Genomic DNA, 19,053 nt, shown 5'->3' with positions numbered 1-19,053 from the left:
TTCAAGGTTCTTTCTGCAAAGGATTGATCCGCGACAAGGTTGATGTACTCTTTAAGCGATCACCTTTACGAATCAGCATAGATAGAAGGGATTCCAACTTATCGTTAATCTCTGAACTAGCAAGTAACTCATCGAAGCCAAGCGTTCTAGCATAATCCCGTGACATTTTAACATTTTCAGTAACCAGTAAGCACTGATCTTCTACTTGCATTAGAGGGCGAACTTTTTGTTGAGTGATGTGTGGTATATGGCCGCCGTTATCAAAGATCAAAATCATAGCCCCTAAGCTACGTTTTTCTGGGTTTTCTAAGTAGTTCAATAGGGCATCTAAGCTAGTAAAATGCTCAATACGACTAGATCGGTTTTGCAGTAAACTTAACGTTTGTTGGAGAGCATGGTCTTCTTGTCCAAACACAATCATTTCGTAATGGTTTTGCTGCATCGCGTCATTTTTTAGATGGCGTATATGGGAGCGTATTGGTATTTGAATATTAAAACGACGCAGCTGGTGGTTTGATAAAAGATCTGCTTTTCCGTCTAAGTGACGTATTAATAGGGAAATATAGCTTAGACCAAGGTCGAAGCTTTCCTCATTAATATGGATACGAGAAGGCAGTGGCTGACAGTTGATTTCTAAATAGGTAAGACCGTCTCGGTATAGTTCATGTCGTTTGATATCAATCGCTAGTGCTTGATCGGTAAAGTGTTTGAATTCTTGCATAATAACTTGAAGAAGGTGCTGTAGGATCTCAGCATTTTGTAGAATCTCAACATGGTCTGTTTTACTTAAATTCAGTTCAATCAATGTGTTGTCTTGGTCCAGACTTTGAAAATTTTCATAAGCTTTATCAATCAAATCATTTAAGAAAATAGGGAATTTTTGTTCGATATCATGCCTGTCTTTAAGGCTGCCAATGTAATCGATTCGTTCCGTTAGACTTTTTAAATTGTTCGTTGCAACAAGGCTGTTTTTTAGTAGTAGGTCGGAGTCCTGAGGCAGGGCGTTTTTTTCGATATGGGATAAGCCACCGTTAATGACATTGATTTGACGTCGTAGACGGCTTGATAGATCTGAGAGTAGGTCAATGTTTTCGGTTTTTGAGTAATGACTAATCGTCTCTGGATAGCCTTTTCGTGGCGGTGTTGTTTGCGCGATCATACCAAGGAAGTGGGTTACAGCTTCTATCAGAATGGCTGTTGTTAGCCCCCATTGTAACCAAGTCATATTGGCAATAATGCCATAATTCACCATTAGCCAGATTGTATAGCCAGTAAATAGTGACAGTCGAGCCATGAGGTAATAACCAGAAAAAGGAATGGATTTAATGGCGGCGGCGATGGCAAGTATCGTTAATAGTATGAGAGAGAAAAAAGCGATGCTCGATAAAAATAGAGGGTCGAAAAAGTCAGGAGCTAAGGCGAAAAAGAATGCTAGCAACATATCAGCTATGCCGACAGCAATGAGTAATTTATCGAATCTTGGAAAATAGTGCTTTGAATTTAGGTAGAGTCTAGAAAAGAGCACTAATGCTGCTGTGCATGCAAGGGATGTGAAGTTGTAGATTCGTTCCTGTAAATTAAGTTCATTAGGTAAAAATTGTCCTAATCGGCCATGGAATGCAAGGTGGAGCATGATAATACCGATGATCACGACACCATAGAGTAAGTACATAGGGTGAGATGTTCTGATGAAGAAGAACACGTTGCTTAGGAAAAGTACAAATAAGGTTCCTATTAATAGCCCTGTCAGTGCAAAACTTTTTTGTGAATCAACACTCAACTGGGAAAATGTTTTTATCGATATTTCCGCGTTAATGGGGAAATAAGAAGATAGCCTAATGTAAATGGTGAATACAGGTGGGGCATTGCTTGGTAGAGGGAATAAGAAGTTTGGATTTTCAATCAATCTGTTTGAATAGGGTCTAGCTTCTCCTAGCTTTGCTTGAATTTGATCTTGATACAGAGTGGGTAAGTAAACATCTAGATACTGAAGCCTAGGAGAATTAACTTCGAGTAATACAGGCATAGTTTGGCTGGTTCTAACCGCAATTTCGGTACGTATCCAGATGTTGCCTTGTATTATTCCGAGCTGTAAGAAATCCTTGTTGATAGGAAGAAAGCGTTTTGCATATTTTTCGGAAGTGACGGCATCAAATGAGAGTTCGCTTTTGTTATCAATAAGATAAAAGCCACTTTGACCAATATTAAAGCTACTATTGCTATCATCGATAATGGCAATACGATCTGCGCTCCATGCGAGATTGGAAGTCGTTAATAAAAAAAGTAAAATTAGTCGATAAAACAAAACACTAGCCCAAACCCATTAGAAGTGAGGCTATCATTATTAACTAGATAGGGTATCGAATGCTATACACAATTTTAGTCGAGTATTATGTGTGGTTCAGTCTCTTATTGTTAGCCATTACTTGGTGGGCGAGACGCGCAAATCCAAAGCTGCGCACCAACCTACTATATGGCTATGGACTGATAGCCGCATTAGGTTTTTTATTATCCTTTGATTGGGTGGCCGGTGTTATTTTTGGTTTGCTGGTATTGGAGTTTGGGCGTTTGTTCAAAGCTTGGTTAGATAAAAAAGAGCAGCAGCTTAAGGGCTAGTATTGCATTCAAGACTTTGGCTCTGACCTTCGTCATAAAAGTAAAAAGGCCTCAACTGAAGTGAGGCCTTTGTTATCTACGAATAGATTGAGATAGATGACTTATTTTTGCTCGCGAGCAATGGCGCGGTGGCCAATGTCGGTACGGAAGTAAACCTTATCCCAAGAAAGCCCATCAACCACTTGGTAAGCACCAGCTTGTGCTTCTGCTACGCTATCGCCAAGAGAAACCGCACAAAGTACGCGTCCGCCATTGGTAACCACTTGGCCGTCTTTCATGGCAGTACCTGCTTGAAAGACTTTTTGATGGGCTGGAAGTGTCATTTGCAAGCCAGAAATCACATCGCCTTTTACATAATCAGCAGGGTAACCGCCAGCAGCCAACACAACCCCTAAGCTAGCGCGGGGATCCCAGTCAGCTTCAATGCTATCCAACTTGCCATTAACGGCAGCTAAACACATTTCAGCTAAGTCGGAGCGCAGGCGCATCATGATAGGTTGTGTTTCTGGATCACCAAAACGGCAGTTATATTCAAGCACTTTTGGAGTGCCATCAGCCGCAACCATGACACCAGCATACAAGAAACCACGGTAGCGATTACCTTCATCATTCATGCCTTTTACCGTTGGCATGATGACTTCATTCATAATGCGATCATGAATTTCAGGTGTGACAACGGGTGCTGGAGAGTAAGCCCCCATGCCTCCGGTATTTGGCCCTTTATCACCATTGTCACGGGCTTTGTGGTCTTGGCTGGTGGCCATTGGTAAAACCGTTTCACCATCCACCATGCAAATAAAGCTCGCTTCTTCACCGACTAAAAATTCTTCAATGACAACGCGACTACCGGCATCTCCAAAAGCATTGCCTTGCAGCATGTCTTCTACAGCGGCAATGGCTTCTGCTTCCGTTTCGGCCAAGATAACGCCTTTACCAGCGGCTAAACCGTCGGCTTTAACAACGATGGGAGCGCCTTGTTGTTTGATATAAGCCACAGCTGGAGCAATTTCAGTGAAATTAGCATAAGCGCCAGTTGGGATTTGATGGCGGGCAAGGAAGTCCTTGGTGAAAGCCTTAGAGCCTTCAAGCTGCGCTGCGTCGGCGGTTGGGCCAAAGATAGCTAACCCGGCTTTTTCAAAGGCATCCACAACACCAATAACCAGTGGTGCTTCTGGGCCGACGATAGTCAAATCGATGCTTTCTTTTTTTGCAAAAGCGACAAGTTCAGCAACGTCAGTGACACCGATGTTAACGTTTTCAACCTTGTTTTCCATCGCTGAGCCAGCGTTACCTGGGGCAACAAAAACAATATCTACATCTTTTGATTCTGCCGTCTTCCATGCTAAAGCATGTTCACGGCCACCGTTACCAATAATAAGAATTTTCATTGTTTGTTCATCCTATATAGCTAAGCTTAATGACGATGTTATTAGTGGCGGAAGTGGCGCATGCCAGTAAATACCATGGCCATACCGGCTTCATTTGCTGCCGCAATGACTTCTTCGTCACGCATAGAGCCTCCAGGTTGGATGACTGCGGTAATGCCAGCTTTAGCTGCAGCGTCGATACCATCACGGAATGGGAAGAAGGCGTCAGATGCCATTACTGACCCTATTACTTCTAGGTTTTCGTCGGCGGCTTTAATGCCTGCAATTTTTGCACTGTATACGCGGCTCATTTGACCAGCGCCCACACCAATCGTTTGCTCTGCTTTGGCGTAGACAATAGCATTTGATTTAACGAATTTGGCGACTTTCCAGGCAAATAGTAAATCGGTTAACTCGGCTTCGCTTGGTTGGCGCTTAGAGACGATTTTTAAATCATCCCGTGTAATTAAACCATCATCACGATCTTGTACTAGTAGGCCACCATTAACACGTTTGAAGTCTAGGGCTGCTGATTTTTCCGTTGACCACTGACCACACTCAAGTAGGCGAACATTTTGTTTGGCTGCCACTATCGCGGCGGCTTCTTTGCTGACGCTTGGCGCAATGATAACTTCAACGAACTGACGATCAACAATAGCTTGCGCTGTTGGTGCGTCTAGTTCTTGGTTGAAAGCAATGATACCGCCAAATGCAGAGGTTGGATCCGTTTGGAAAGCAAGATCATAAGCGGCTAGTTGAGAAGCGGCAGTTGCTACACCACATGGGTTGGCATGCTTAACAATCACACAAGCAGGCTTGTCGAAGCTTTTAACGCACTCAAGGGCAGCATCAGTATCGGCAATGTTATTGTAGGACAGGGCTTTGCCTTGAATTTGCTTCGCTGTACTAATGGATGCTTCTTGTGGGTTGGCTTCTACATAAAAAGCGGCTTTTTGGTGAGGGTTTTCGCCGTAACGCATTTCTTCTTGCTTATTGAATTGCAGATTAAAAGTACGTGCGAAATCTTCGCTACCACCCTTGACCTTTTTACCTAGGAAGTTAGCAATAGCACCATCGTAGTGAGAAGTGTGCTCGAAGGCCTTTACTGCAAGGTCAAAGCGTTGCTCAAGCGTTAGGCCGCCATCATTGTTAAGGGCTGCTAAGATCTCCTCATAGTTGGATGGGGAGACCACGATAGCGACATCTTTATGGTTTTTGGCAGCAGAGCGAACCATGGTTGGCCCACCGATATCGATGTTTTCAATGGCCATTGGCAAATCACAATCAGGGCGTTCAATGGTCGCTTCGAATGGGTAAAGGTTAACCACCACCATATCAATTTGATCAATGCCGTGTTCTTCCATGATAGCGCCATCGATGTCGCGACGACCCAGAATGCCACCATGAATTTTAGGGTGTAAGGTTTTTACACGTCCGTCCATCATTTCAGGAAAACCTGTGTAATCGGATACTTCTGTTGCCTTAACGTTATTATCCAATAAAAGGCGGTAGGTACCACCAGTCGAAAGGATCTCAACGCCTTTAGTCGTTAGTTCGCGAGCGAATTCGACTATGCCTGTTTTGTCGGAAACACTGATTAGAGCGCGTTTGATTGGAGTGACTGTGTTTTGATTTGCCATCATGGTTCTCACAATATTTTTAGAGCTGGTTTAACAAGGGGAAGTTAAAACGAAAAAAGGGCGTATTCGCCCTTTTTCCTGTTTGCTATAGCATGCCGTATTGCTTTAGCTTTTTGCGCAGTGTGCCTCGGTTTAGGCCGAGGATGGATGACGCTTTTGTTTGATTATCTTTTGTATAGCTCATTACAGACTCTAGCAAAGGTGCCTCAACCTCAGCTAATACTAACTGATATAAATCAGTGGCAGGTTGTCCATCAAGATGAGTGAAATAGTTTTGTAATGCTTTTTCAACATTGCCACGAAGAGTTTGTGACTGTTCTGAAGAAGCCGCTTGAAATGTTGGAGTATTAGTTTGTTCTACCACAGAATGACCTTCTAGTTTAAAGCTAACCATTTATTAGTGCTTATTGATAGAATCCAAATCGCCTATTGGCTTTTTCAATTCTTTCTTTAAGAGCCTAAGTACAAGGTTTGTTTGCCTATTGGCAAACAAAAAATTCGTCTAATTGATCGAGTTGCTGCTGCGTATTATCAATACGATTAAACAAGCTACGAAATTGTGTTTTATCCGCTAACGTTTGCAAATACCAACCAACGTGTTTGCGAGCTATACGCACACCAAGGTAATCACCATAAAATTGGTGCAAGGCTTTTACATGGTTGGTAACCATCTGTCTTACCTCTGATAAAGAGGGTGGAGCTAACAATTCATTTGTCTGCAAATAGTGATTGATTTCCCGGAATATCCATGGACGACCTTGTGCCGCTCGTCCGATCATGATGCCATCAGCGTTCGTATAGTCTTTAACATATTTGGCTGATGGCGCATCTTTGATGTCCCCATTTGCAAAAATAGGAATGCTCAAATGATGTTTGATTTCCGCGATGGTGTCGTATTCCGCGTGACCTTGGAATTTACATTCCCGTGTTCGTCCGTGAATGGCTAATGCTTGGATGCCAATATTTTCTGCCATCTTGGCAATGGTAAGGCCATTTTTTTGATCTTGACTCCAACCTGTACGAATTTTTAACGTAACAGGCACAGAGACACTATTCACAACAGATTCTAGTATTTCACGAACCAGAGCTTCGTCTTTAAGCAGCGCAGAGCCAGCGGCTTTATTGCATACTTTTTTGGCAGGGCAACCCATATTGATATCGATGATTTGTGCGCCTAATTCAACATTTTGTTGAGCGGCTTCAGCCATCATTATAGGGTCGCCTCCAGCGATTTGAACGGACCTTGGTGAGACTTCCATATCGTGTATTAAACGATGGCGGCTTTTTGTCGAGTTCCATAGGCGAACGTCCGAGGTGACCATCTCGGAGACCACCAAACCGGCTCCTTGATCATGGCAAAGGCGGCGAAAAGGCAAATCAGTCACGCCTGCCATAGGGGCAAGTATCACTGGTTTGTCAACGCAATATGGGCCAATAGCAAATGCCATGATGTTCCTGAATACTGAATCGAATGTTAAAGATCGGCGACAGTGTCGAGCGGGCGTGAATAATACCTAGGCAAGCGTTGTTTTTGAAGTCTTGACAGACTAAAAATTGACTATTTTTTGTTCTTTTTTTGTCCTAAGTCCTAAAAGAGCCCATCGCAAAAGCCAGTAAACAAAGATAAGGCAAAAAACAATGACTAGAAGAGGGCCGTTAGATGGGGGCAATGTCAGGGCGACGCAGGATGTCTAGCCAGCGTTATCTTATTAAATACGTATTTTGAATCGATTTTTAACACAGTTTTATTGAGCAAAGTCGTTTTGGGTGATCTTTAGTAAGAACGCGTGTCTGTTGGAAAAGCTCTAAGCTGATGTGTTACTGCACGGGCTCCAGGGTCTTGGATAGGAATGACCAAGTGGATTGGAGTATTGGGCGGCATATAGGTGATATCAAGAAAATCCTTATGCAGATAACTGCTGGGAGCAAAGAGTCTAGCGGCGACTGGTGCGCCATTGAGGTCAAAGAATTCCAATGCAATTTTAGGCATAGGCTGTGAAAAGGGGGTGGTGTTAGTAATGATGGCATTAACCAGCAGAGTATTAGGTATTGATGGATGGCTTTGTACTCGTACATTTTGAATGCTAATGGCACTGACATCTTCGAACCTAGGCAGGTTACAGCCTGAGTAGGTACAGATTGTTCGGTAAATTGCTCTGAAATTGGTAGAGCGACTACCTTGATCGAAAAAGTGCTCGGCTACTTGGCTAGCCAATACGATTAATCCCAGAAGTGTGCCCAATGTCCATAACCAGCGTAAAGGGTGTTGCTTCGAAGTCTTGTTTTCATCGAGTAACGGCGCGAGGTTATCTTGGGCAGATAGTTGCTCAAGAATGGTGTGCTGGCTTTCTCTATTCGAAGGGCGAGCTTGCTCCGAAGCTGATTGGGCTAAGGAGTGCAGTGCAACCATATAATCTGGTTCAGGCTCAGGTGCTTTTTTTGGGGTTCTATAAGCTGTGGGAGCCGTTTTTGCTTCTTTATGTATAGGTAGAGGGCTGGAGGTTGAATTAAGTGCTGCTTCTACCTCTGCAAGTTCTACTTCCCAAGGCGCAGGTTCTTCTATTTTTCTATTTTCTTGAGAGGGGGTTACTTGAGCATCGTCTTGAGATTTAGTTTGACCGGGCGAAGTTAAATCGTCGTCCTTGAATAAGGTATGCAGCCATTCTGGATTAATGTCGTCCTGACTGACAGGAGCGAGGCGAGTATCAAATTGAGCATTGCTGTCTGTCTTGTTAGTCTTTTTGGCTGACTCGGAAGCCGGTGTCGCCTCTTCTCTTGTTGTGGCTTGTGTCTGTTTTTCGTTATTTTTGGCTTGTTTCTCGTTGATCGCTTTTTGTGCATCAAAGATATGGAAGCATTGACCGCATCGCACTTTCCCCTTGGCCATGCTCAATGCTTCGTCGCTGACACGAAATGCAGTGGAACATTTTGGACAACGTGTGATTAAGCTATTAGCCATTTGGGGTGTGCCTTCCTTCTAAATTCTATGCTGTATGAGTGACAATATTACGCAAATTTGGTGCCGACAATACGAACCCATTCTTCTTTTTCGGTTATGGAGTCTAGGGTAAACCACTCTTGGTATGCATCAAGTACTTCTTTTGCTTGATTTGCCAATATACCAGAAAGTGCCAGCTGCCCCCCTGTTTTAACAAGGGCAGAAATGGTTGGTGCCAATTGGGCGAGTGGACCAGCCAAAATGTTTGCCACTACAATATCTGCCTGTAGATCAGATTCATAAGGCGGTAGTTTTACCTCGATGCGGTTTGCTTCTATATTGTTTCGCTCAGCGTTTGCCTGTGTCGCTTGAACGGCTTGCGGGTCAATATCGATACCCACCATATTATTCGCGCCCAGTAATAGCCCAGCAATACCAAGAATGCCAGAGCCACAGCCATAGTCTATGATGGTTTTGTTGTTGCAATCGATTGAATCTAGCCATTGCAAGCACAGGGCTGTCGTCGGATGAGTACCTGTACCAAAAGCGAGACCTGGGTCGAGCATTAGGGTAATGGCATTTTCATCCGGTACTTCGCGCCAGCTTGGGCAAACCCAGAGGCGTTCACCAAATTGAATGGGATGGTAGTTGTCCATCCACTCTCTTTCCCAGTCTTTATCTTCAAGAATTTCTATTTTCAAATCAATGTTTGTTGCACCCAACGACTCGGCCTTTTGTTGAACGGCTGAGCGAATGTGTTCTATATCAGCATCGGCCTCAAAGAGACCTGTGAGCTTGGTATTATTCCATAATGGCGTGGTGTTGAGCTCAGGCTCGTATACTGGATCATCATGAACATCTTCGAAGGTGACAACCATGGCGCCGCATTCAAGCAATGTGTCTTCGAAAGCGGGAATGTGATCAGGTGTCGTATGGATACGTATTTGAAGCCAAGGCATAAATGGAGTCCAACTATAAACAAACAGGGAATAGGATAGCGAAGCTTGGGATGGTACGCGAGTAGAAATAATTGTCTCTAGCGATTTAACGTATCGCTAGAGACAAAACAAAAGCTTAATGGCGGATGATTACAAGCCGAGCTTTTTCTCCAAATAATGGATATTTACACCACCAGCAATGAAGTTGGCATCATTCGCTAGGTCTTTCTGGAGATCAATATTGGTTTTGATTCCATCAATGAAAGTCTCATCTAGCGCACCAGATAGGCGTTTTAGTGCAGCGGTACGGTCTGGAGCATGACAAATGATTTTAGCAATCATAGAATCATAAGTCGGTGGAACCGAGTAACCACTGTATAAATGAGAGTCGACACGAACACCCATACCACCTGGCGCGTGGAAGTAATCCACTTTACCCGGGCTTGGCATGAAGGTTTTAGAGTCTTCTGCATTGATACGAGCTTCAACCGCGTGACCGTTTAGCTTAATGTCTTCCTGTTTTAATGACAGTGGAAGGCCGCTAGCAATACGTAGCTGCTCTTTTACTATGTCCACACCCGTAACCATTTCGGTTACCGGATGCTCTACCTGAACACGAGTATTCATTTCGATAAAGTAGAAACCACCATCTTCATACAAGAACTCAAAGGTACCTGCGCCACGGTAATTGATTTTGATACAAGCATCGACACAGGCTTTAAGACAAGCTTGGCGAGAAGTTTCATCCAGCATTGGCGCTGGTGCTTCTTCTAATACTTTTTGATGGCGACGTTGTAATGAACAGTCACGATCATAAAGGTGAACCGCATTGCCTTGGCCATCCGCCAGTACTTGAACTTCAACGTGGCGAGGGTTTTGTAGGAATTTCTCCATGTAAACCGTGCTGTCACCGAAGTAAGAACCCGCTTCAGACTGGGTAATACTGATTGATTTAAGTAGGCTGGCTTCGTTGTGAACCACACGCATACCACGGCCACCACCACCTGCGGCGGCTTTGACGATTACTGGGAAACCGATTTCTTGGGCAACCCGTAGACATTCATCTGGGTCGCTTGGTACAGGGCCATTGGAACCAGGAACGGTTGGTACGCCTGCTTCTTTCATCGCTTTGATTGCAGAAACCTTGTCACCCATTAGGCGAATGGTTTCGGCTTTCGGGCCGATGAAAGCAAAACCAGAGTTTTCAACTTGTTCCGCAAAGTCCGCATTTTCTGCAAGAAAACCGTAGCCCGGATGAATGGCTGAGGTGTCTGTGATTTCTGCCGCACTAATAATGGCAGGAATGTTTAAATAGCTTTGTGCGGAAGGGTTCGGTCCAATACAGATGGACTCGTCTGCTAGGCGAACGTGAAGTAGGTCGCGGTCAATTTTAGAGTGAACCGCAACGGTTTTGATACCGAGTTCTTTACACGCACGTAAAATACGTAACGCGATTTCGCCTCGGTTAGCAATCAATACCTTATCAAGCATGATGAAACCTATTGATGTGAATTAAATGATGGAAACAAGTGGCTGATCAAATTCGACTGGTTCGCCGTCTTCAACAAGAATAGCGCCAATGGTGCCGGCTTTATCGGCTTCAATTTGGTTCATCATTTTCATTGCTTCAACAATACAAATCGTGTCGCCAACATTAACCTTTTGTCCAACTTCAACAAAAGACTTAGCACCTGGTGCAGAAGATTTGTAATAAGTGCCGACCATAGGTGAGTTCACTGTATGGCCTGTTACTGCGGCTGGCGCTTCTGGAGTGGCAGCAGGCGCTGCTTGAGGCGCTGGTGCAGCAGGGGCGGCAACCATTTGTGGTGCCATTTGAACTGGAGCACCACCTCGGCTGATACGAACCGCTTCTTCACCTTCCTTGATTTCGATCTCGTAGACGTTGGATTCTTCCAAAAGCTCGATCAATTTTTTAATTTTACGAATGTCCATGATTACTCTCTTCTTGTCAGTATCAGTTTCCCAATGAGTTAAAACGTCACTGGTCTTTTATAATTTGGGCGCGCTGTGAAAATTGCTTTATGGCAAAGCTGGCGCTTAAAACAAACCAAAGCTTTCCTATAATTAAAAATGTGAAAGCCCGTAAAGCGAAATTATCAATAAAAAGCGGGATATTGTCCAGTTTTGCTGTGAAAAAACATGAAAACATCATCTATGGTCAAAAAACAATCTCTTGTAAACCCTTTGTTTTTTTCTGTTGGTTTTATGGCTCGCCAATAAGCTTAAGCCTATTGATTACCTGATTTTTGTTGGGTTCACCGATTAAAGTAAGCTCTTTTCTCTCTTTCCCTTGAGGGTCTAAAAAGACTAAAGATGGAGGCCCAAATAGATTGAACTTGGCCATAAATGCTTGGTTATCGGCTGAATTCTTGGTGACATCGACCCTAACAAGTCTTACTTGATTAAGTAGAGGAGATACGTCAGGGGCGCGAAATACCTCGTCTTCGAGAATCTTACAGCTGATACACCAGTCAGCATAAAGGTCTAATACAATGGGTCTAGTATCTGCTTGATCGATTAAGGCTTGTAGCTCATCCAGACTGGTGATGTTGGCATTAAATAAGTTTTGTTGTGTACTGTTTGCTGAAGAGAAGAGTTTGCTTAAGGGAACTAATGGTTTTGTACCACCTGCCGCCGCACCTGCAAATTCGATAATGCCGATGGCAAAGCAAGCGAGTGCTAAAAACCAGCGCACTGGATGCGATGAGCAGGAATAGGCTCGATGAATAAAGTAACCACTGATGGCAAAGGCCAATCCTCCCCAAAGAAACAGATGACTACTGGCTGGTAACCAGCGGGTAATCAGCCAAATGGCGACACCAAGCAAACCAAATCCCATGAGGGTTTTGATGTCGGTTAACCATTCGCCGTTCTTCGGTAAAATTCTTGGGCCAAACAGACCAACCATAAGCAAGGGTATTCCCATGCCTAAGGCCATGATAAATAACATCAAAGCACCATAACCAGCATGACCTTGGCTACTAATATAAAGCAGAATGCCAGCGAGGGGGGCTGAAATACAGGGTGAAACGACCAGTGTAGAAAAGACACCTGCTAGGAAAGTACTAAGACTGGATTTCCACGGTGAGCTAGATATATTTGCTGATGCTTGCAGGCGGCTTTGCCAAGCGCTGGGCAGGTGTAATTCATAGACACCGAACATGGCTAAAGCGAGAGCGACAAATAGCGCAGCACTGATGACAAGTAATATGGGGTTTTGTAGCTGGGCTTGTAAATTTAGCTGGGAACCAAATGTCCCGACCAATGCTCCAATGGCAGCATAGGTGAATGCCATGCCGAGTACATAGATCAGGCTGTAGTAAAAGGAGCCAAGTTTTGAATCTCGTGTACCTACAACGATAGCGCTGACGATAGGCACCATGGGTAAAACACAGGGGGTGAATGACAACAGTAGGCCAAGGCCGAAAATAGTCGCCAAGCTTGTCCATAAATTGGCTGAGCTAAGAAGTTGGCTTACATGGCTTGCTTCCGAGGGAGAAAGCTTGAACCCTGTGGCATTGTTTTCTATAGCCTTTTCTGCCGGTATTGTTGTGGAAGCAGGCGGTGGTGGAACGGTAAACTGGATAGGCGACTTTTGCGGAGGATAGCAAAGGCCTTTGTCTGCACAGCCTTGATACGACAGAATGGCATTGATCTTAGTGCCAGCAGGTAAGTTTATATCGTAATAAATGGCTAGGCTAAGTTGATGACGATAAACGGTGACCTGACCGTAATACTCATCTGTGTTTGTTTCTCCAGAAGGAAAAGGCGCAAAATGTAATTTATTGGCCTGTTCGCCAGAGAGAGAGAACTGTTTTTGGTATAAATAATAACCTTCGCTGATTAACCACTTTGCTGTTATTTTCCCCTCTTGAGGGGAAGAAACAGACAGTTGAAAGGCTTGGTCAGCCGATAAAAATTCTGGTGTATCAAAACTGCTTGCTGGGGCGAAAGTGAAAGCATAGGCCGCATGTTGAATGAAAAACAAAAGCAGTAGAACAGTTAGGCGCATAGTTATCTTCGATAAAAGAGTGGGACGTGAGCTTTGTATAGGCAATAAACTTGATAATAGCCATTCCATCGCGTCGGAAGCAGATATAGACTAGCAATCCACCTTAAAGTTTCCAATCATAAGAGGCTAAATTGACTAAAAAAGCAGTAAGTATCGTATTTTTTGCCCTTTTTATGACAGGCTGCCAAGGGAATTTTCAGTCAGTTGATCCCATTCAACCTGAGGTGACTGATGAGACACCAGCTGTCGCACAAGAGCCTGAAACGGTTGATGTCGATGGATCTAAACCTGAGGTAAACAGCACATCTGCTGAAGAAAATGCACCTGACGCTAAAATGAAAAGCTCAGAACCTATTGTCAAAAAACAGCTGACAAGCGCACAAAAAATTACTCAACGACTTATTAAACAAGGTGATCAAGCATTAGCGGCGAAACGCTTGCTCACTCCTGAAGATGATAATGCTAATTTATATTTTCAAGCGGCATTAGGGCGTGAACCGGGTAATTTTGAAGCCATCCATGGCATTGCCTCTATTGTCGATTTATATACCCAGTGGGCTTGGGAAGCAGCACGCTCGAGAAGTTACTCAGCGGCGGCGCGTTATCTTGAACTTGCTCGCTTTGTTAATCCCGAAGATGCTCTAATAGTCGAAGTGTCGTCCCGTATCAAAGATTTACGTTCGCAGCGTGAGCAAAGAAGAAAAAAGGTCACGAAGAAAAAGCAACCAAAAGAGCTAAAGGAAGGGCAATATTTGTTGCCGAAAAACCTTTTTAGTTTAAGTGAAGATGAGATAATCGCCAAAATTCAGCCTATTATAGATGAGGTGATTCAAACGAAAGATTCGCTTGCCATCTATTGGTCAAATGATAAAGAGGCTCGCTTGATTTATCAGATCATCAACAGCCGAGTTGAAGATTTTCGTGTGCGTGGGATGATTTATCATCGGGCGGATTACATGGTGGAATTACAACAGGATTAAGGTATGTCAAAGATATCTGAACTAATAGATAAACTGCAACTTTTCAGAACCAATACTAACTTTTCCGGCGCCGGAAAAACCGCCTTGGCGGTTGTGCTGGTATTAGTGATATTACTTACCATTCTTGGAATGTATTGGAGTAATGAGCCGGATCAATTTGATGTGGTGGCGACAGCAAAAGAGAAAGCTGCTGAGCAAGGTTATTTGAATAACAGTAAAAAACTGGCTGTCGGTTACACCACAGCAAGTACGTTGCATTCTTTGGTGGAAACCTTATTAGATAAGCCGGGTGGTTTCATTACCAATGACATCATGCCGCCGGGTGTCTTTATGGATAATATGCCAGCATGGGAATTTGGTGTTTTAGTACAAGCCCGTGATTTGGCCAGAGCTTTTCGTAAAGAATTCAGCCGCTCCCAGTCCCAGTCCACGGAAGATGTGAACCTGAAAATTGCCGAGCCACAGTTTAACTTTGACAATAAAAGCTGGGCTTTTCCCTCCAGTGAAAGTGAATATCGCCGTGGCAACAAAGAACTAATGGAATATCTGGATCGCCTTGCTGGTGCATCAGGGGAAAAAGCGCAATTCTATGCCCGTGCAGATAATCTCTCTGATTGGTTATCAGATATCAGCACGCGCTTAGGCAGTTTGTCCCAGAGCCTATCTGCTAGTGTGATTAGCGAGGATAGTGAAGCCACAAACGACGCCAATAGCCGTTCTTATGTACGTACGCCTTGGACAAAAATTGATGATGTTTTCTATGAAGCCCGTGGTGCCAGTTGGGCATTGATTCATATTTTGCGTGCTGTGGAAGTGGATTTTTACTTCACCCTAGAAGACAAAAATGCCCTAGTAAGCTTGCGCCAGATCATTCGTGAATTAGAAGCGACCCAAGAAACCGTATGGGCACCTATGATTCTTAATGGCAGTGGTTTCGGCGTATTGGCTAACCACTCTTTGGTAATGGCCTCTTATATTTCTCGTGCTAACGCTGCGATCATTGATCTACGTCGTTTGCTTGAACAGGGTTAGCATTACTTTATGCCACTCCAACATGGCCGGAGCATTCGTCACGCAGTGTTAGACGATGCTCCGGCGATACTGTCGGTATTTCAATCCTGCAATCTATTTTTCTCTCCCCGCCACCGGCAAGACCATATTAGCCTGATTGAAGTGATGGACTGGTTAGAAAACGTCACAGATAAACACCCCATGCTGGTACTTGAGCAACAGGGTAATCTCATCGCTTGGTGCTCTATTGAACCTTTTTACGGTTTACCTGCCTTCGATAGCGCTTGTGAAATTAGCCTTTACGTCTCGCCTACCTATCAAAGAAGCGGCGTTGGTAGAGATTTATTTCACCATCTTGAAGCACAGCGAAAAGTACTCGGATTCACCCACCTAGTTGCCTACATTTATGCCAGCAACCTAGAGAGCCAAGGTTTCTTCCAACGCCAAGGCTTTGATGAATGGGGCGTATTGCCGAATATTGCGCAAAACGAGGGCATCACAGAAGACGTTTATCTTCTAGGACGAGAGTTTTAGTTCTTTCTTTAATCTTTGGCTTCCATTCAAACGCTTTGTATTCATCGACTTTATTCCACTCTGTTGAGCGTGTAACTTTTGCCCGCTGTTTCATTCAGGAAAGTACAAAAATAACCAAAAGAGATCTTGTCGGATTTTCAGCCCAAACGTGTCATCTGTTTGTTTAGCGTTACGTTAGGCTAGACGCTCGATATCGTAAGGCATGAATGAAGTGATTTTGATAAGAGAAAGGTTATTTTAACGGGCTTTGAAACTCTGAGGCGTCGCGCAATCAGGATTGCGACTAGGTAAGCGGTAGGTTCGAGCAGGAATGTCATTTTGCTTTTGTGGCTGAAGAAGGTGCCGTTAGGTTATTCATTTATATCAAAGGGTTTAGCAGAACTGCGTGAAAGCTTGAGTGATGTTTCATAGTTTCGTATGGAAAAATTCATTTTATGAATATCGTCATATATGCTCATTTCCTATAAAATTCCCCTCGCAATACCTTTAAGGAAATAAGCACAATAAAAGAAGGCAAGATTATGGCGATCTCTGAAAATATTACCCGCGCGATTGAAGAACTTTCTCAAATTTTTGGTGATAGGTTACACACTTCTCAGTCGGTACGCAGCCATCATGGGCAGGATGAATCATGGCATGAAGGGGCGTTGCCAGATGCAGTCTTAATGGCCCATGAAACAGAAGACGTGGTAAAGGCGGTGAAAATTTGTGCAACTTACCAAATGCCGATTGTGGCTTTTGGGGCGGGTTCATCGGTGGAAGGTCAGGTGATTCCAACTCAAGGTGGGCTATGTATCAACTTCACCGAAATGAACAAGGTCCTTGAGATTAGAAGCGAAGATTTTGATGTCAGTGTGCAGCCGGGCGTCACTCGTAAGCAGCTGAATATGGAGCTGCGTCATCAGGGACTAATGTTTCCTGTTGATCCGGGTGCCAATGCGACAATCGGTGGCATGACAGCAACTCGGGCCAGCGGCACAACCAGTGTGCGCTACGGTACCATGGAAGATAATGTGGTTTCGCTGACGGTGGTTACCGCAGATGGGCGGGTGATTAAAACCGCTCAACGTGCGCGTAAATCCTCGGCTGGCTATGATTTAACCCATTTGTTTGTTGGCTCAGAAGGGACGCTTGGCATTATTACCGAGATTACATTGCGTTTGTATCCTATTCCCGAAGCCATTTCTTCTGCGGTGGCGTCCTTTCCGGATATGGAATCCGCTATTAACGCCGTCATCACTACCTTGATGTATGGTGTGCCGATTGCACGTATTGAGTTGTTGGATGGGCTGACGATTGAAGCGGTAAACACCTATTTAAAAAGTACACATGCGGTCAAGCCTACCTTATTTTTAGAATTCCATGGCAGTGAAGTATCAGTTAAAGAGCAAGCCGAAACGGTTGGCGGTATCTGTGCAGAATTCGACAGCGCAGACTTTATTTGGAAGACCTTAGAAGAAGATCGCAATGCTCTTTGGGAAGCTCGCCATAATGGGGCTCTGGCGGTAATGGCCATGCGACCGGGTGCAGAGCTTTTGGCCACAGATGTTTGTGTGCCTATTTCAAGGCTGGCTGAGATGATTGAAAAATCCCAACAATACCTTGAAGACGATGGTATTTATGGCCCCTTGATGGGCCATGTTGGCGATGGTAATTTCCATTTCGTGATCCCTGTTGATCGGACCAATACCGAAGAGTTCGCCAAGATAAAAGCCTTTTGTGCGAGGCTAGCTGCGGATGCCATTGCTATGGATGGTACCTGCACTGGGGAACATGGAATCGGATTGGGTAAACAATCTTTGTTGACGGAAGAACTAGGGGAGTGTGTGGATTATATGCGCTTGATCAAACAGTCTTTTGATCCAAACAATATTATGAACCCTGGAAAAATATTTTCTCTTACTGCGTCGTAACGGCATGGTTAAAAAAGGGGTCTCAGGTTATGGACCTTGAGAGCCCTTTTTATGTGGTCAGTTTCTAACAGTGCCCCATTGCTTTTCTACTGGTCATTTGAAGCACCCCGAACACTCCCACCAGGATGGCAACAGCACTTGTTGTCAATATTCCGCCGATGGTCGTAATCCAAACTTCTGCAAGCATTAATGCCACAGAGGCGATAACCCACAAACAGTCGCCCACTGAAAAATACAATATAAGGTGTTTTTTAGGCAGTGGAATCCTTGAAGCCCAAACGAGATGAAGACCATTCACTACCAATAAAATGCCTAGAATCAATAGATAGAGTGGAGGCGCTGCTAACTCGCCGCCTAAGAAAGTGGCCACTAGATTAGCTTGTAGGGTAAACAAAACTCCAAAGACTAAACAGCTGACTGCGTTCGCACGCATGATATTTTTCAGGTTTAACATAATTGCCTCTTCTATGTATACTTGGTTGACATAAAACATAATCGTCGAGCAAATATATGTCAACTAGGTTTACAAAAAGAGGGGTTCCCATGATGGAATCTCAATCCTTGCAGCTCATGCAAAGTACATCTCGATTAAATGATGTTATGACTAAATACATTGCTCAGCGTTTGGTTGAAAAAGGTTATACGTCGCTCACGCCATCATACCTTTCCTTTCTTAGTGTTCTTGAGTGTGGTGTTAACTACGGATCGGAAATCGCTCGAAGTTTAGACGTGACAAGGCAAATGGTCGCAAAGACGGTGAAGGAGCTCAGCCGTTTAGGGTACCTTGATCAAAAAGAGGGGGCTGGTAAGCAAAAGGAAATTCACTTTACAGAAGCAGGCGAATATCTCATGTCAGATGCTAGGAAGTTATTGGCTGAAGTCGATGACGTTCTTTTTAAGTATTCAGAGTCCAACAAACCAGAAAAAATAATGAGTGAAATGAATGTCATCGCTGATGCTATAAATGACAAACTACATACATAATAGGCATGTTCAAAACCGCCCAACAGAGTGGAATAAAGCTGGTGAATCAAGGCGTTTGAATGAGCGTTGTGTTATTAGTAATTAATAAATAACTCAGAG

General features: G+C 44.0%; 17 protein-coding genes. 6 read left to right on the top strand and 11 right to left on the bottom strand.

The window, feature by feature from the left end; translation table 11 throughout:
- Nucleotide 1: 1 nt before the first annotated feature.
- Nucleotides 2-2,305 (bottom strand): 7TMR-DISM family protein, encoded by a 2,304-nt coding sequence (locus tag I8J31_RS15785; RefSeq protein ID WP_199469544.1) that lies wholly within the window; start codon nucleotides 2,303-2,305, stop codon nucleotides 2-4.
- 59 nt (nucleotides 2,306-2,364) lie between these two features.
- On the opposite strand from I8J31_RS15785, the gene I8J31_RS15780 reads away from it, so the two are divergent.
- A complete protein-coding gene (locus I8J31_RS15780) occupies nucleotides 2,365-2,616 on the top strand; it encodes a hypothetical protein (protein ID WP_199469543.1) in 252 nt (83 codons plus the stop codon).
- Nucleotides 2,617-2,717: 101 nt separating this feature from the next.
- Here the strand turns inward: I8J31_RS15780 and purD are convergent, their stop codons facing one another.
- From purD to dsbD, 9 genes are all read right to left on the bottom strand, one after another.
- On the bottom strand, nucleotides 2,718-4,004 hold the full coding sequence (gene purD, locus I8J31_RS15775; RefSeq protein ID WP_199469542.1) for a phosphoribosylamine--glycine ligase: 1,287 nt from the start codon (nucleotides 4,002-4,004) through the stop codon (nucleotides 2,718-2,720).
- A gap of 41 nt (nucleotides 4,005-4,045) precedes the next feature.
- A complete protein-coding gene (gene purH / locus I8J31_RS15770; RefSeq protein WP_199469605.1) occupies nucleotides 4,046-5,623 on the bottom strand; it encodes a bifunctional phosphoribosylaminoimidazolecarboxamide formyltransferase/IMP cyclohydrolase in 1,578 nt (525 codons plus the stop codon).
- Nucleotides 5,624-5,708: 85 nt separating this feature from the next.
- A complete protein-coding gene (gene fis / locus I8J31_RS15765; RefSeq protein ID WP_233402838.1) occupies nucleotides 5,709-6,017 on the bottom strand; it encodes a DNA-binding transcriptional regulator Fis in 309 nt (102 codons plus the stop codon).
- A gap of 85 nt (nucleotides 6,018-6,102) precedes the next feature.
- Nucleotides 6,103-7,071, bottom strand: a complete 969-nt coding sequence (dusB, locus tag I8J31_RS15760) for a tRNA dihydrouridine synthase DusB (RefSeq protein WP_199469541.1) — start codon at nucleotides 7,069-7,071, stop codon at nucleotides 6,103-6,105.
- Between the two features lie 326 nt (nucleotides 7,072-7,397).
- Nucleotides 7,398-8,582, bottom strand: coding sequence for a DUF3426 domain-containing protein (locus tag I8J31_RS15755; RefSeq protein ID WP_199469540.1), 1,185 nt, complete (start codon nucleotides 8,580-8,582; stop codon nucleotides 7,398-7,400).
- A gap of 47 nt (nucleotides 8,583-8,629) precedes the next feature.
- A complete protein-coding gene (prmA, locus tag I8J31_RS15750; protein ID WP_199469539.1) occupies nucleotides 8,630-9,520 on the bottom strand; it encodes a 50S ribosomal protein L11 methyltransferase in 891 nt (296 codons plus the stop codon).
- A gap of 129 nt (nucleotides 9,521-9,649) precedes the next feature.
- Entirely contained in the window at nucleotides 9,650-10,990 is a 1,341-nt protein-coding gene (accC, locus tag I8J31_RS15745; RefSeq protein ID WP_199469538.1) for an acetyl-CoA carboxylase biotin carboxylase subunit, read from the bottom strand.
- 21 nt (nucleotides 10,991-11,011) lie between these two features.
- Nucleotides 11,012-11,452, bottom strand: a complete 441-nt coding sequence (accB, locus tag I8J31_RS15740; RefSeq protein WP_199469537.1) for an acetyl-CoA carboxylase biotin carboxyl carrier protein — start codon at nucleotides 11,450-11,452, stop codon at nucleotides 11,012-11,014.
- A gap of 271 nt (nucleotides 11,453-11,723) precedes the next feature.
- Nucleotides 11,724-13,532, bottom strand: a complete 1,809-nt coding sequence (gene dsbD, locus I8J31_RS15735; protein WP_199469536.1) for a protein-disulfide reductase DsbD — start codon at nucleotides 13,530-13,532, stop codon at nucleotides 11,724-11,726.
- Nucleotides 13,533-13,663: 131 nt separating this feature from the next.
- Here dsbD and I8J31_RS15730 point away from each other — a divergent pair, with 131 nt between their 5' ends.
- The 4 genes from I8J31_RS15730 to I8J31_RS15715 all read left to right on the top strand — a co-directional run bounded on the left by I8J31_RS15730 (nucleotide 13,664) and on the right by I8J31_RS15715 (nucleotide 17,970).
- On the top strand, nucleotides 13,664-14,512 hold the full coding sequence (locus tag I8J31_RS15730; protein WP_199469535.1) for a hypothetical protein: 849 nt from the start codon (nucleotides 13,664-13,666) through the stop codon (nucleotides 14,510-14,512).
- A 12-nt stretch (nucleotides 14,513-14,524) separates the two neighbouring features.
- On the top strand, nucleotides 14,525-15,544 hold the full coding sequence (locus I8J31_RS15725) for a DUF2333 family protein (RefSeq protein ID WP_325101216.1): 1,020 nt from the start codon (nucleotides 14,525-14,527) through the stop codon (nucleotides 15,542-15,544).
- A gap of 9 nt (nucleotides 15,545-15,553) precedes the next feature.
- A complete protein-coding gene (locus tag I8J31_RS15720; protein WP_199469533.1) occupies nucleotides 15,554-16,057 on the top strand; it encodes a GNAT family N-acetyltransferase in 504 nt (167 codons plus the stop codon).
- A 521-nt stretch (nucleotides 16,058-16,578) separates the two neighbouring features.
- Complete coding sequence (locus I8J31_RS15715) at nucleotides 16,579-17,970, top strand: FAD-binding oxidoreductase (protein WP_199469532.1); 1,392 nt, start codon at nucleotides 16,579-16,581, stop codon at nucleotides 17,968-17,970.
- Nucleotides 17,971-18,034: 64 nt separating this feature from the next.
- Here the strand turns inward: I8J31_RS15715 and I8J31_RS15710 are convergent, their stop codons facing one another.
- Complete coding sequence (locus I8J31_RS15710; RefSeq protein ID WP_199469531.1) at nucleotides 18,035-18,424, bottom strand: hypothetical protein; 390 nt, start codon at nucleotides 18,422-18,424, stop codon at nucleotides 18,035-18,037.
- Between the two features lie 89 nt (nucleotides 18,425-18,513).
- On the opposite strand from I8J31_RS15710, the gene I8J31_RS15705 reads away from it, so the two are divergent.
- Entirely contained in the window at nucleotides 18,514-18,954 is a 441-nt protein-coding gene (locus tag I8J31_RS15705) for a winged helix DNA-binding protein (protein WP_233402836.1), read from the top strand.
- Nucleotides 18,955-19,053: the final 99 nt, after the last annotated feature.

The organism is Marinomonas transparens (genome assembly GCF_016463975.1).
In the GTDB taxonomy this organism is placed as follows: domain Bacteria; phylum Pseudomonadota; class Gammaproteobacteria; order Pseudomonadales; family Marinomonadaceae; genus Marinomonas; species Marinomonas transparens.
The sequence above is the reverse complement of the archived record's forward strand: the minus strand, read 5'-3'. Positions and strand labels throughout refer to the sequence as shown.

Bases quoted from the DNA above. Each gene is read 5' to 3' on its own strand.
- I8J31_RS15780 (WP_199469543.1), top strand. From the start codon at position 2,365: ATGCTATACACAATTTTAGTCGAGTATTATGTGTGGTTCAGTCTCTTA.
- accB (WP_199469537.1), bottom strand. From the start codon at position 11,452: ATGGACATTCGTAAAATTAAAAAATTGATCGAGCTTTTGGAAGAATCC.
- dsbD (WP_199469536.1), bottom strand. From the start codon at position 13,532: ATGCGCCTAACTGTTCTACTGCTTTTGTTTTTCATTCAACATGCGGCC.
- I8J31_RS15705 (WP_233402836.1), top strand. From the start codon at position 18,514: ATGATGGAATCTCAATCCTTGCAGCTCATGCAAAGTACATCTCGATTA.
- I8J31_RS15720 (WP_199469533.1), top strand. From the start codon at position 15,554: ATGCCACTCCAACATGGCCGGAGCATTCGTCACGCAGTGTTAGACGAT.
- I8J31_RS15755 (WP_199469540.1), bottom strand. From the start codon at position 8,582: ATGGCTAATAGCTTAATCACACGTTGTCCAAAATGTTCCACTGCATTT.
- I8J31_RS15710 (WP_199469531.1), bottom strand. From the start codon at position 18,424: ATGTTAAACCTGAAAAATATCATGCGTGCGAACGCAGTCAGCTGTTTA.
- purH (WP_199469605.1), bottom strand. From the start codon at position 5,623: ATGGCAAATCAAAACACAGTCACTCCAATCAAACGCGCTCTAATCAGT.
- prmA (WP_199469539.1), bottom strand. From the start codon at position 9,520: ATGCCTTGGCTTCAAATACGTATCCATACGACACCTGATCACATTCCC.
- fis (WP_233402838.1), bottom strand. From the start codon at position 6,017: ATGGTTAGCTTTAAACTAGAAGGTCATTCTGTGGTAGAACAAACTAAT.
- I8J31_RS15715 (WP_199469532.1), top strand. From the start codon at position 16,579: ATGGCGATCTCTGAAAATATTACCCGCGCGATTGAAGAACTTTCTCAA.
- purD (WP_199469542.1), bottom strand. From the start codon at position 4,004: ATGAAAATTCTTATTATTGGTAACGGTGGCCGTGAACATGCTTTAGCA.
- dusB (WP_199469541.1), bottom strand. From the start codon at position 7,071: ATGGCATTTGCTATTGGCCCATATTGCGTTGACAAACCAGTGATACTT.
- accC (WP_199469538.1), bottom strand. From the start codon at position 10,990: ATGCTTGATAAGGTATTGATTGCTAACCGAGGCGAAATCGCGTTACGT.